Annotated in this window: 10 protein-coding genes and 2 riboswitches; of the genes, 8 read left to right on the top strand and 2 right to left on the bottom strand. The window is 36.3% G+C overall.

Annotation, left to right across the window (positions count from 1 at the left end; all coding sequences use genetic code 11):
* The first annotated feature begins 55 nt into the window (after nt 1-55).
* Nucleotides 56-241: riboswitch (cobalamin riboswitch) on the top strand.
* Between the two features lie 124 nt (nt 242-365).
* The 8 genes from JGH11_RS15725 to JGH11_RS15690 all read left to right on the top strand — a co-directional run bounded on the left by JGH11_RS15725 (nt 366) and on the right by JGH11_RS15690 (nt 11,801).
* Nucleotides 366-2,573: an anaerobic ribonucleoside triphosphate reductase gene (locus tag JGH11_RS15725; RefSeq protein ID WP_201113384.1), complete on the top strand. Its 2,208-nt coding sequence runs from the start codon at nt 366-368 to the stop codon at nt 2,571-2,573.
* Entirely contained in the window at nt 2,566-3,105 is a 540-nt protein-coding gene (gene nrdG / locus JGH11_RS15720) for an anaerobic ribonucleoside-triphosphate reductase activating protein (protein WP_201113383.1), read from the top strand. The genes JGH11_RS15725 and nrdG overlap by 8 nt, the downstream gene beginning before the upstream one ends.
* Nucleotides 3,106-3,203: 98 nt before the next feature.
* Nucleotides 3,204-3,809 (top strand): metallophosphoesterase, encoded by a 606-nt coding sequence (locus tag JGH11_RS15715; protein ID WP_201113382.1) that lies wholly within the window; start codon nt 3,204-3,206, stop codon nt 3,807-3,809.
* Between the two features lie 90 nt (nt 3,810-3,899).
* Nucleotides 3,900-4,104, top strand: a riboswitch (cobalamin riboswitch).
* A 140-nt stretch (nt 4,105-4,244) separates the two neighbouring features.
* Complete coding sequence (locus JGH11_RS15710) at nt 4,245-6,299, top strand: TonB-dependent receptor (RefSeq protein ID WP_201113381.1); 2,055 nt, start codon at nt 4,245-4,247, stop codon at nt 6,297-6,299.
* Nucleotides 6,296-7,468, top strand: a complete 1,173-nt coding sequence (locus JGH11_RS15705; protein ID WP_201113379.1) for a YncE family protein — start codon at nt 6,296-6,298, stop codon at nt 7,466-7,468. The genes JGH11_RS15710 and JGH11_RS15705 overlap by 4 nt, the downstream gene beginning before the upstream one ends.
* Before the next feature lie 36 nt (nt 7,469-7,504).
* A complete protein-coding gene (locus JGH11_RS15700) occupies nt 7,505-9,064 on the top strand; it encodes a PKD-like domain-containing protein (RefSeq protein ID WP_201113378.1) in 1,560 nt (519 codons plus the stop codon).
* Between the two features lie 27 nt (nt 9,065-9,091).
* On the top strand, nt 9,092-9,862 hold the full coding sequence (locus tag JGH11_RS15695; protein ID WP_201113377.1) for a hypothetical protein: 771 nt from the start codon (nt 9,092-9,094) through the stop codon (nt 9,860-9,862).
* 28 nt (nt 9,863-9,890) lie between these two features.
* Nucleotides 9,891-11,801, top strand: coding sequence for a DUF5074 domain-containing protein (locus tag JGH11_RS15690; protein ID WP_236264034.1), 1,911 nt, complete (start codon nt 9,891-9,893; stop codon nt 11,799-11,801).
* Between the two features lie 165 nt (nt 11,802-11,966).
* On the opposite strand, the gene JGH11_RS15685 is transcribed toward JGH11_RS15690, so the two are convergent.
* Nucleotides 11,967-12,665 carry a transposase gene (locus JGH11_RS15685; RefSeq protein WP_201113376.1) on the bottom strand — a complete coding sequence of 233 codons (699 nt, stop codon included), beginning with the start codon at nt 12,663-12,665 and terminating at the stop codon, nt 11,967-11,969.
* 401 nt (nt 12,666-13,066) lie between these two features.
* The gene (locus JGH11_RS15680) at nt 13,067-13,621 is read right to left on the bottom strand and encodes a hypothetical protein (RefSeq protein WP_201113375.1); all 555 of its coding nucleotides are present in this window, start codon (nt 13,619-13,621) and stop codon (nt 13,067-13,069) included.
* Between the last annotated feature and the right edge of the window lie 121 nt (nt 13,622-13,742).

Raw genomic sequence — 13,742 nt, 5'->3', positions numbered from 1 at the left:
TTATTTTACAGATAATGTATGATTATTTTATCGTTTATGATAAATAAATAGCATACCTTTGTTTCCGATATACGGTTCCGAAAATTCGGATGAAAAGGGAATCAGGTGTAAGTCCTGGACTATCCCCGTAGCTGTAAATTTCATCGAAAGGTTAGCCCCTCACGCCACTGTCTGTAAATGATGGGAAGGCATCTAACCAAAGAAATAAGTCAGAAGACCTGCCGTGTAACAGATTCGTAGCTTTCGGGTGAAAGGCGATAGAATATACGACTACTACCTTTGTGTATATTATCCTTTCGTGTATTTCTTAGCTTTCCGTCAGTTATATTTTATTGATTATTTAAAATATAAAAGGCAGATTTATTATGATTCAGACAGTTGTAAAAAGAGATGGACGCATAGTCGGTTTCAACGAAGAGAAAATCATGGCAGCCATCCGCAGAGCCATGTTGCAAACAGAATTAGGCGAAGATGTTTCGTTAACAAGGCGAATAACCGATTTTATTTCCTGTCGGGGTGAAGAGCAAATGACAGTGGAGCAGATTCAGGATATGGTCGAAATGGAACTGATGAAAAGTACACGCAAAGAGGTTGCAAAGAAATACATTGCCTATCGTGATAAACGCAGTATTGCCCGCAAAGCTAAGACTCGCGATATGTTTCTTGAAATCATTGAAGCCAAATCGAATGACATTACCCGCGAAAATGCCAATATGAATGCCGACACTCCGGCTGGGATGATGATGAAGTTTGCCAGTGAAACGACTAAACCGTTTGTAGATGACTATTTGTTATTGCCCGAAGTAAAAGAAGCGGTTCGGCTCAATTATCTGCACATACACGATAAAGACTACTATCCGACAAAAAGCCTGACTTGCGTTCAGCATCCTTTGGATAAAATACTGAACAACGGATTCTTTGCCGGTCATGGAGAATCCCGTCCAGCCAAACGGATTGAGACTGCGAGCATGCTGGCGTGCATATCTTTGGAAACCGTTCAGAACGAAATGCATGGAGGACAGGCCATTCCTGCTTTTGACTTCTATCTGGCTCCATTTGTCCGTAAAAGCTTTATTGAAGAATTGAAAGTATTGGAGCGGATAAACGGTGACAGTTATGAGTCTTTCTATAATATTGAGATAAAAGATTATTTACCAAAAACTCTGGATGGTTTAGAGGGTAAGGAGAGGCTTGTACAGCATGCGGTAAATCAGACTATCGGGCGTGTGCATCAAGCTATGGAAGCTTTTATCCACAATATGAACACAATTCATTCCCGAGGTGGAAATCAGGTGGTTTTCAGCTCTGTCAATTACGGAACAGACACCTCGGCAGAAGGGCGTTGTATTATTCGGGAATTACTGAACAGTACTTACGAAGGGGTCGGCAATGGAGCTACGGCTATTTTCCCGATCCAGATTTGGAAAAAGAAACGAGGTGTAAGCTATCTTCCCGAAGATAGGAATTATGACCTTTATCAGCTGGCGTGTAAAGTAAGTGCCCGCCGCTTTTTTCCAAACTTTGTAAATCTGGATGCCACATTCAATCAGCACGAACAATGGAACTCTGACGATCCTCGCCGATTCGAGTATGAGGTGGCAACAATGGGATGCCGTACTCGCGTATTTGAGAATCGTTTCGGGAAGAAAACCTCCATCGGACGAGGAAATATTTCATTCTCTACACTCAATCTTGTTCGTATGGCATTGGAATGTCGTAATATTGAAAATGAGAAAGAACGCATTGACAGCTTTTACAAAAAATTAGAGCAGGTACTTGACCTGACAGCATTGCAACTGCATCGCCGATTCGAGTTCCAGAAGACAGCAGCACCCAAGCAATTTCCCTTGTTGATGTCCATGCTATGGGAAGGGTGCGAACAGTTACAGGACGAAGATTCGATCGAAAAAGTAATAAACCAAGGAACTTTGGGTATTGGATTTATCGGACTTGCCGAAGCGTTAGTTGCTCTTACAGGGAAACATCATGGAGAGAGCGAAGAGGCTCAGAAGTTAGGCTTGGAGATTATCACCTATATGCGGGATAAAGTAAATGAATATTCCGAAAAATATCAGCATAATTATAGCGTACTGGCTACCCCCGCTGAAGGGCTTGCGGGGCGTTTTACCCGTCGTGACAAAAAAGACTTTGGTGTGATAGAGGGAATTACAGATCGGGAATATTATACGAATTCCAATCATGTGCCTGTATACTACCATTGCTCGGCACATCAGAAGGCAAAAATAGAGGCTCCATATCATGCACTGACAGGAGGCGGGCATATATTTTATGTGGAAATAGATGGCGATGCAACACATAATCCGGAGGCTATAATGGGTGTTGTAGATATGATGGATAAATACAATATGGGATATACTTCTGTTAATCATAACCGTAATCGTTGTCTGAAATGTGGTTATGAAAACTCGGATGCCAAATTAGAAACATGTCCTAAATGTGGAAGTGTACAAATAGATCGCCTCCAGCGTATTACCGGGTATCTGGTTGGAACAACCGACCGATGGAACAATGCAAAGCTGGCAGAACTTAATGATCGAGTCATCCATGAATAAGTTATCAATACTTAATATCCTGCACGACACGACCGTAGATGGCCCCGGCTTTCGGACAGCCATCTATGGTGCAGGGTGTCAACATCAATGCAACGGTTGCCACAATCCGCACTCGTGGAATATAGAAAATGGAAGACAATATAGTGTCAACGAGCTATTAGCAATTATAGAAAACAATGAGTTTGCGAATGTGACTTTCTCTGGAGGTGATCCTTTATTTCAGGTAAATGGTTTCACTGAACTGGCAAGACAAATAAAAGCCGAAACAAATAAAAATATCTGGTGCTATACAGGTTTCACCTATGAGCAGATTCTAAGGTTTAAGCAACTATCGCAGATACTTCCTTTTATAGACGTGCTTGTTGATGGAAGATATGTTGAGGCTTTACGTGATACTGATCTTCAATTCAGAGGCAGCAGTAATCAACGTATCATTGACGTGAAAAAATCTTTGGAATCAAGAGAGGTTATTCTCTGGCAGCAAATGAACAACTTCAATAAACAATATAAGCATGAGGTCTTTGTCTTATAGAATATCAATTAAAAGAAAAACACAATTGGCTATCTGATTTAAAATGCAATTCAGTTTAAACAATTATATTTGAAATTTAATAAGAGTAGATATTAGTAGTGAAAGAAATTGATAAAGCTGCAGAAAAGATATTTTTCACATCAGATATACACTTTGGACATAAATGGCTCCTTGATTTTAACAAACGCCCTTTTAACAGTGTAGAAGATATGGATAATACTCTAATCAAAAATTGGAATGATACAGTTGCTACGGATGCTTTAGTATTTGTATTGGGCGATATTGGTGAAACTGATGATGACCGTATTCTTGAAATATTCAACCAGCTGAGTGGAATAAAAATTCTGATTAGAGGTAATCACGATATCACATTTAAGCAAGAAACTCTACAACAGATATTTCTGGAAATATATGATTTACTTGAGATAAAAATTCTCGATACATTAGAATTTCAAGAAGTTGTTTTATGCCATTATCCAATGTTCGATTGGAATAATTTTCATGAAGGGGCTTGGCAACTATTTGGACATATTCATACCCGGGAATTACCCGAATTTGAAACTTTAAATTCCAAATTATTTGCACAACAATACGATGTGGGCGTTGACGGCAGTAAATTTCGTCCCATCTCTTTCTACGAAGTGAAAGAGATAATAGAGAAACAAAAAGAGACTAGCTATTTTAAAAATTCAAATTATTACTAGAAAAAAATGAATTCTTTTATAGTCAAAAGATATAAGTGTAAACACCACTTTTATTTTTATATTATTAACAGGTAATATATAAAATTATTACCTTTGTGCTCAGATTTTGGTGTCGTTCTTCCGATTCTACGGAAAAATGAAAGAGGGAATCAGGTGTAAATCCTGAACAGTACCCGCTGCTGTAAGCTTCACTTAAAGTCTTTGAACAATACTCAATCCACTGTTCAGTAATGAATGGGAAGGGCGTTCAAAGATGGAGCAAGTCAGAAAACCTGCCAAGATTGATTAGTTTTAAAGCTTTCGGGAAGTAGAGCTGAAGACACCGATGAGAAATCAATCTGTTGCATTGTTTATCTAGGTTATCTGATTTCTTATTTATAAATCTTCAATTATTGTATTTTCCGCAGGCTATTTGATAATATTCAATTGGCTAAAATGTTTTGTACTCGTTTTTTCAAAATTGTATTTTTTATTACACTATTTTTTATTGGGAGTGAATTTATTCATGCTCAAAGCAAACTAGACAGTTTACAGCATCTACAAGAAATAGTCGTTACAGCTAAGACCTATAAAGAAGTAATCCCTGCTCAAAAACTAAGTGGAGAAGAATTGAAAGCCTTAAACAGCTTTTCGGTAGCTGATGCCATCAGATATTTTTCAGGCATACAAATTAAGGATTATGGAGGAATTGGCGGGCTCAAAACTGTAAATATTAGAAGTCTAGGGACACATCATGTTGGAGTGTTTTATGATGGGATACAGTTAGGTAATGCACAGAACGGACAAATCGATTTAGGTAAATTTTCTCTGGACAATATGGAAGAAATCTCTTTATATAACGGACAAAAGAGTGATATTTTCCAGCCTGCCAAAGATTTTGGTTCTTCCGGATCGGTCTACTTACGTTCGCGCACTCCCAAGTTTCAAGATGGAAAATATTTTAATTTAAAGGGAACTGTTAAGACAGGATCTTTTGACTTGATTAATCCATCCATCTTATACGAACACAAAATCAGCAATAAAGTAAGTACATCTTTTAATGCTGAAGTTATTAATGCCTCTGGGAAATATAGATACAGATACAAAAGAGTTTTTCCTAACTCTAATGAAGTAATGTACGATACTACTGCTGTCAGAAAAAATGGCGACATATATTCTCTACGACTAGAAGGTGGCTTATATGGGACTATAAACGATGGCTTTTGGAAGGTAAAAACTTACTTCTATGATTCAAACAAAGGAATTCCCGGAGCAATTGTTAATAACAAATGGAAAAACTCACAACGCCAACGTGATCGGAATTTCTTCACACAAGGTTCTTTTCAGAAAAATATTTCGAGAAAATATGAAATACAGGCGAATGTCAAATATGCCTATGATTATATGAACTATGTAAATCCTGATACTACGCTGATGTTGATTGACAATACTTTCAAACAACAGGAACTATATACATCACTTTCAAATAAATATTCTATTGCTAAAAATTGGGATGTTGCATTATCAGCAGATGTACAATACAACACATTAAGATCAGATTTAGACGGATTTGTTTTTCCTAAAAGACTAACCACATTAATCGCAGTTGCAACAGCAGTAGAACTGGGCAGAGTAAAAATGCAAGGGAGTCTTCTAACTACTCTTGTCAGAGAAAGAATTAATTCCGGCAATACAGTCCAAAATGATTCTGTGAGAGCTGCACCTGACAAAAAGGAATTTACTCCGGCATTTTTCATCTCATACAAACCCTTCAGGAAACATGATCTGAACATGAGAGCTTTCTACAAAAATATTTTCAGAATGCCCACCTTCAATGATTTATATTATACCGATATAGGAAATATAACCCTGAAACCGGAATTTACTCATCAATTCAATATCGGTTTTCAATATAGCAAATCATTAAGAAAAAGGCTAATCAAACAGATACAGTTACAAGCAGATGCTTACTATAATGAAGTGACAGATAAAATAGTAGCCGTACCCAAAGGAAGTGGGCAGTATCGCTGGATGATGATGAATCTGGGTTATGTAAAAATACGAGGCATAGAAGCATCGTCTACTACAATTTTTCAATTGCCTTACGATATACTTCTAAACTTAAGATTAAGTTATACTTATCAAAAAGCACAGGATTTTACAAAACGTAAGAGCCAAGCCTTACAAGAAACAACCTATGGAGGGCAAATACCTTATATACCTTGGCATAGCGGCTCTGTAATAGCTGCTTTTACTTACAAGTCGTGGCAGTTAAACTACAGTTTTATATATGTGGGTGAACGTTACCATAGTTCGGCAAATATCCGGGAGGAATATGAACAGCCATGGTATACACATGATATGACATTGGTAAAGAATCTAAAAATAAAAAATATCGGTATGCGTATAGCTGCCGAAATAAACAACCTATTTAGTCAAGACTATGAAGTTGTATTAAACTATCCGATGCCCAAACGCAATTATAGAATATCATTTACTGTCGAATTATGAGAAAGACTATATATTTATTATTCAGCTTAGTCACAGTTCTGATCATCTTCAACGGATGCAGAAATGATATAGAAATGATCCTTTCGGAAACGGAAGATACAGGCTTTACAAGAGAAGTTTCAGGCTATAAAGGTTTCTATTTGTTAAACGAAGGAAATATGGGTAGCAATAAAGCTACTCTGGATTATTATAGCTTTGAAACAGGCATCTACACTCGGAATTTCTATGCAGAGGTAAATCCTACTGTACCTAAGGAATTGGGAGACGTAGGAAACGATATAGCAATTTACGGTAGCAAATTATATGCAGTAATTAATTGCTCTAACAAGGTAGAAGTTATGGAATATGAAACAGCAAAACGGATAACCCAGATAGAAATTCCGAATTGCCGTTTTATCAAATTTCATGGGAGATACGCTTATGTAACTTCATATGCAGGTCCGGTAGTTATCGACCCTAATTATGAACAAATCGGCTTCGTTGCAAAGATAGACACGACAACACTCAAAGAAATAGATCGCTGCCTAGTCGGGTTTCAGCCCGATGAACTAGAAATAGTTGAAGGAAAAATTTATGTAGCAAATTCCGGTGGATATATGGGTGCCGGAGAAACATCGGGATATGAGAGAACCGTATCAGTTATTGATATAGCTACATTCAAAGAAGAGAACAGAATAGATGTCGCTTACAACCTAGAGCGTATCAAAGCAGATAAAAGAGGTAATCTATGGGTTAGTTCACGCGGTGACTATAAAGGACTTCCTGCACGCCTGTTTTTTATCGACAAAGAAAAACAACAAGTTACAGACACCATTCCTATTGCAGCAACAAACTATTGGATAGACGATGATTTACTGTATGTCTATGGTACGGAGTGGAGCTATATTACAAATGATTGGAGCATATCTTATAGCATTGTAGATACTCGGACTCATGAGATTGTAACTAAAAATATTATTACTGATGGTACTGATAGAGAAATTGAAAAGCCTTACGGAATTTTAGTAGACCCGGAAACGAAAGATATTTACATAACAGATGCAGGAAATTACGTAACTCCGGGGCTGTTATATTGTTTTGATAAAAATGGAAAGAAAAAATGGGTCAAACGTTCAGGCAATATCCCCGGACATTTTGCCTTACACCCAGTTTATAAAACAGAAGATTAACAAATAAGATCAATAAACAATTAAAATATTCGCATAATGAAAAACAAGCATTCATTCATTTATTTCTTACTCCTGGCATTCTTGTTGATAGGATGTTCTGATAGTAAAGAGGAAGAGGAAATATTAGCTCCTATTATTTCCGAGTTAAAAGAAAAATATACAGTAGTAACAGGAGAAGACCTGCTACTAAACCCTAAAATTGTGGGCGATGGAGAAATTACTTATTCGTGGATTTTAGAAGGTAAAGAGGTTGGCAATACCAGAGAATATATATTTAATACAACTCAATCGGGCAAACACAGCCTAACACTTAAAGCATCGAATAAAGCAGGAGCTACAGAGAAAACGATAGAAATTATAGCGACAAGTATAGAAGCCTTAAAGGTAGAAACAACAGTATACACTATATTGACGCTTGAGAAACCGGATAATCTTGCAAATTCGGAGCATATAGAGTGGAAAGTATTGGATGCTCCATCAGAGATATATCGTCTTTCATATACTAATACTACAAATCCGATGTTTATTGCCGCCAGAGAAGGAGAATATCATTTGCAAGCAACAGACGGGAAGAAACAAAGTGAAGTTGTAGTAACGGTCAAGAAACAAGCTAAACAACTGACAGCCTATATATCAAGGGTATTTGATTATCTACCTGCTCCCGGTCAGTTTGTAAATAAATTACCGGAATATGCCGAGGGAGATACCCATGAGGATATGGTAAGAAAAGCAGGCGAATGGTTAGTAGGAGAAGATGCTTACATGATCACACTTGGAGGCTGGGGAGGATATGTGATATTCGGATTTGATCATACCATTGTTAATGTCTCGGGAAAACGTGATTTTAGGATAAATGGAAATGCTTTTGGAGCAGCAGCAGGTCGTCCGGGAGCTCCTTTTGGAGGCAGTTGTGAACCGGGTATTATTATGGTTGCCTATGATAAAAATAAGAATGGGAAACCTGATGACGATGAGTGGTACGAAATAAAGGGTAGTAGTAACTTTTCTTCAGAAGATGAGGCTTGGTATACAATTGCAAAAGATAATAAGAATGATTTGAACGTTTATCGAGACTACGAAATGACTTATCATAAACCAACGAAAGAGAAGCCTGAAATTTCAGCTAAACCTGATAATCCCAACGCTTACATGACAATTAAAGATTATATCCGTTGGGAAGACAATAAAAACAATAGTGGCTATAAAATAAAAAATGTATATCACACCCAAACTTATTATCCAGCTTGGATAAAGGAAAATCAGCTGATATTTAAAGGCATACGATTACCTGAAAACGGTATTAACGAAGGGAACTTTGTGCCGGGTATTAACGAGGGTAATGTTTATTTTGTTCTATATGGTTTTAAACACGGTTATGTTGATAACTATCCAAATGTAGAAAATGGGTCAGCGATTGACATTGATTGGGCGATTGACAAAGATGGGAATAAGGTGGATTTACCAGGTATTGATTTCGTAAAAGTTTATAACGGTATAAATCAGGAGAATGGATGGATTGGAGAATGTTCTACGGAAGTAGAACGGGGAGAAGATTTACATATGTTAGGTAAAAGTATAATCACAATTAAAGAGTAATTATCTCATATTTTAAATTTGATCAAAATGAAAAAACAAATTTCTTATTTAATGATGCTATTTCTCATCGTATTTACTTCGTGTTCGGAGGAAAATACGATAATGGAGAAACCTAAAAATGCACAGCAAGAAATATTTAAAGTGCAAGGACAGCCTTACGATTTATCCAAATCAACAATTAAGAGATCTAATCCGGTAACGCGTTCTTCTACTAAGTCTGGTGATCCGAGTTTCACCATGGAAGGTATTAAATTTTGGGTAGGTACAGGCACAAAAAAAGCAGCATTGGTTATTGAGTGGCATGATGGAAAAAATCCTGATGCCTTAGTTTGGGGATACAAATGGAATGGAGATAAATATGGTATAGATATGATACGGGACATTGTTAACGCTGATCCTAGACTAACATTTCTCACACATATGACAGGACCAATGGGATATACTATCGCCGGGCTCGGATATGATATAAATAAAAATGGAAATCATTATTTAATCTATAATAATGAAACAAACAACCCTATATATCCAGTGAACGGAATTGTTTCGACAAATGCATATAATTATGACAACTGGACTTATTCGGATTCAGCTGACCACTGGTTGTCTGGTTGGTATAATGGCTATTGGAGTTATTTCACAAAAGATACTATAGATAATGTATGGGAATATTCACAATGGGGAGCCTCAAGCCGGAAACTCGTTGACGGAAGTTGGGATGGATGGTCATTCCTTAATGATATGAATGAGTGGGAAGGAAAGCCATTGGGAAATAAATTTACGGCAGCATTACCTAATTAAATAAACTATTAAACTATAATTAATTAAAATGAAAAATCTAGTAAAATTTTTATTAATTCTCTTGAGTTTTACGTTTGTATTGTCTAGTTGCGAAGACTATGATGATAGCTTTCTGAAGAGTCAGATAGAAAATATTAAAACTGAACTTGAAGGACTAAAAAAACAGGTGACTTCTGTAGAAGGAATTGTAGAGGCTCTGAATGCAGGAAAAGTTATTACTGAAATAGAAGAATTAAGTAATGGTAAAGGCTATAAAATCTCATTCAATGATGCTACCAGCATCGAGGTTCTCCGAGGAGGAAACACTTCAGCTGTCGGTATTAAGGAAGAAGAAAGCGTTTATTACTGGACATTAACGACTAATGGAACAACCGAATTTTTATTAGATTCGGGTGGAAGCAAAGTACCTGTCTCAGGAAAAGATAGCAAAACTGCAAATCTATCCATAGATACAGAAGGCTATTGGACAATCAACGGTAAGCGTATCAAAGATGCCAATAATGATTGGGTAAAGTTTACTAAAGGGGATGGAGATACTTTCTTTAAAGATATAATAGAAAACGATGAGTCTGTAATCTTTGTTTTAACTGATGACTCAAATATAACAATTTCGAAATCGCAAGGTACATTTTTACTATTCGAAAGCCAAAATGAAGATCCGTCTTTTGTTTTTAAAGCTGGAGAACGCCAACGATTGAAAATAAAATTCTCTTCGGATATTAAATCAATGGAAATTGTTTCTGTACCGAAAGGGTGGACCACAAATATTCATCGCCCTGATAAATACGTTGAGGTAGTAGCCCCAGAAAATGCCCTTTATGGTATTGGAGAAGTTAGACTGCAAGGTATAGATAAAAAAGGTTTAGTCTATTTAGCTATTGCAAAAGTTAGTATTGCGGGTAAAGATTTTTCAGATCCAATGGGAGTTTTTGTATTGAATGAAGGCAATATGACTACCGAAAATGGTTCACTAATCTATATAGATGGTGGAGGCAATGTATTTGACTATGCTTACAAAAATATTAATGGTATAGAATTGGGTAATGTTACTCAAGATTTGTTTATTCGTGGTGATAAAATGTATATCATTGCTCAAAATGGAAATACTAATGCTGTGGGTTTAGACTTCACAAATGATGGGAAACTTGTTATTGCCAATAGCAAAACAATGGAAAGGATTACTGCCTATAATGACGAGCTTGTTGCATTGAGCTGGCCTACTCATGTTGCTGTGCTAGATGATGATAATATTTTCCTTAGAGATAATAATGGAGTACATCATTTTAACTCAACATCTAAAGAATTAAAATTCGTAGAAGGATCTAAAGGTGCAAAGAAAAACACAATGGCTGTAGCTGATAATAAAGTGTTTGCATTCTCTGGAAGTAATTTGTTAGTTATGGAAAAGAATAAACATGCCGTTAGCCAAACTGTAAATATGGGGGGGGCAATTAGCGGTGTTGTAAAATCGGAAGATGGAAATATTTGGGTAGCGACAACCGGTTCACCTCAAAAAATTTCAAAAGTGAATAGCAAAACATATGAAATCATAAAATCTAATGACATAACTCAAGGTTCATTATCCGGAAGTATGTATGCAACCCCTAGTATTACAGCAAAAGGAAATATATTATACTATGGGGGAGGTTCTTTTAATGTTTACCGCCATAATTTTGATACCGGAGAAACTAAAATAGTATTAGATAAAGCCACGTTCAAATCAATGGTGCCAAATGCCGGTATGCTTTACAATACCATGGCTGTACATCCAAATACCGGTCGTGTATATATTAATACTATAAAAGCTTATGGTTGGGATTTTCTTATCAATAATATAAGCGTATTTAATTTCGACGGAGCATCACCTGTTTTGGAGGCAAATTATAAAGATTATACACACTTCCCGGCAGGAATATTTTTCCCTGCAAACTTCAATTAATCAAAAGTTTAAGATCTATTAAAAAAATGAGGAGTACATAACCACGAGTGGTCGGAAGAAATATCTTCCGATCACTTTTTTGTTTTCTATGTTTTGAAGAAGATGTCAGGATCTCCTCCACATTCAAGGACTATCATCGCAATTATCAAGTTTCTCAATTCCATATTAAAATCGTCTTTTAGCGGTTTTGTATCCGATACCATTTCCATGTTTGTATATCAAAACAAGCATTGCCACAATCAGAGTCATGTATAGCATAACTTCTATCCTGTTCTTGTTCAACGATACAAGGTGACTGATATTGAGTTCCTGTTTAATAAACCGGAAGAAGACTTCAATGTCCCATCGACGCCTATAAGCATCTGCGATTGCTTTGGGCGGAAAGTCAAACTCATTACTAATAAACCAAAACTCTTTATTAGGTTCTTGTTTGCTCTGAGCAATGATCAATCGGAAAGGTGTTTCTACAAGTTCTTCTTTCCATCTGTTGGTTCCCTTCTTAGTGATCAATGGAACTCCTGTATACAGATAAACCTTAGCATCTTTCAGCAAAGTCAGATTTCCCAAATCGGTATCACCATTTTGTGTCATGAATGATTCTAACTCAATATATTTGCGATTCTCTTTTGCCCGTATAATAAAAGGGATGGATTCTTTAGAAAAATCTTTCATCGTTCTTGTTGATTGCAGCCCCCTATCAAGTGCATAAATATTTGCAAGCCCTGTTTCTTCTTTGACATGCCTTCTTACTACTTCGGGCAACGCTGTATCTTCATTGGTATACTTTGATTCTGTGAAAATATTTACTTGACAGGGTAAAACCCCATCAAAGGCAATACTGTATTTGACAGATTTTTTTGCCATTCTTATGATCAAAATTAAGGAAATGCAAAAATGGAATAATTTTATAAATTAATGAAATACAAGATTTTATAATATCTAAAATGTATCAACTCAAAGATAACAGAGTAAGTCTTGTTGGTTAATATTGAAAGTCAAAGGATAAATCCTTTAACTGATATTTTAATGAACTACCCCGCTGCAAGCGGACGGGGTATCAGTAGGAGACAATCATTGCTCTTTCGCTGCAAACAGAGGGGAATTAAACCCTAAAAGATTAAAATTATTTTCATATCTTCATTTCCATAGGAAGTAGAGAAATTTTTTAATTTCGATTTTGTAAGATTCAAAGTATATTTTCCTGTGTATCGTAAATATCCGGCTGATTTTATATTCGTCAATAACTGTTTAAATTTTCTTTGATTCTAATACAAATCACTCTCTTCATCCAGGGGAAAAATCTGCCAATCGAAGGTATTAATTATTCTCTCTTCAAAGATATCATTTTCTTGATGATAGTTGTGAACATGTGGTGCAGGAAAGTCGAAAGGCTTCTCTGTATATCCATTTTTCTTTAGGATTGGTCTATAACTATCTAAGTTGCCATAAGCGTATATTACATTATGCTGATCATATACCAATAGCCCTGAATTGTCAATAGTTCCAATCCATAAATGATGCCTCGCATCCGTTGCCAGATAAGACTTAAATTCATAAAGAAAGGTTGTAAGTTCATCCTTGGTTTCAAATAATGGAGATTGATAACGTCCCAATTTATTACTCAGCCTGGATACAACTAATACATATAGAATATAGTAGGGCGGGTTCAAGCAGTTTGCCAGCTCCAATAATAAATCGACCTGCTCTGTATCTGCGGCGATCTTAAGCCGGTTTTCTTCATCTTCAACTATTTTCCCATACTGGAAAGGCAACTCTAAATCATTGTTTTCTAATGATTCTGTTTTTGAAAGCTTTATCATAAAAATTCTATGTCTTTATTATCCTTATATCGATATCTTGCATTTCTTTTATCGCCATCTATGATGAGAATACCTTTGTCAACAGCCTTTCTCAGATCCAGGCTGGCAGTAGCTGTAGAAA

The sequence above is a fragment of the Dysgonomonas sp. Marseille-P4677 genome, from assembly GCF_016652235.1.
Lineage (GTDB): Bacteria > Bacteroidota > Bacteroidia > Bacteroidales > Dysgonomonadaceae > Dysgonomonas.
This window is presented reverse-complemented; position numbering and strand designations above follow the sequence as displayed.

What these genes read in the sequence shown, in the direction of transcription:
- JGH11_RS15725 (WP_201113384.1), top strand. Translation starts at nt 366, where the DNA reads ATGATTCAGACAGTTGTAAAAAGAGATGGACGCATAGTCGGTTTCAAC.
- nrdG (WP_201113383.1), top strand. Translation starts at nt 2,566, where the DNA reads ATGAATAAGTTATCAATACTTAATATCCTGCACGACACGACCGTAGAT.
- JGH11_RS15710 (WP_201113381.1), top strand. Translation starts at nt 4,245, where the DNA reads ATGTTTTGTACTCGTTTTTTCAAAATTGTATTTTTTATTACACTATTT.
- JGH11_RS15705 (WP_201113379.1), top strand. Translation starts at nt 6,296, where the DNA reads ATGAGAAAGACTATATATTTATTATTCAGCTTAGTCACAGTTCTGATC.
- JGH11_RS15700 (WP_201113378.1), top strand. Translation starts at nt 7,505, where the DNA reads ATGAAAAACAAGCATTCATTCATTTATTTCTTACTCCTGGCATTCTTG.
- JGH11_RS15695 (WP_201113377.1), top strand. Translation starts at nt 9,092, where the DNA reads ATGAAAAAACAAATTTCTTATTTAATGATGCTATTTCTCATCGTATTT.
- JGH11_RS15690 (WP_236264034.1), top strand. Translation starts at nt 9,891, where the DNA reads ATGAAAAATCTAGTAAAATTTTTATTAATTCTCTTGAGTTTTACGTTT.
- JGH11_RS15685 (WP_201113376.1), bottom strand. Translation starts at nt 12,665, where the DNA reads ATGGCAAAAAAATCTGTCAAATACAGTATTGCCTTTGATGGGGTTTTA.
- JGH11_RS15680 (WP_201113375.1), bottom strand. Translation starts at nt 13,621, where the DNA reads ATGATAAAGCTTTCAAAAACAGAATCATTAGAAAACAATGATTTAGAG.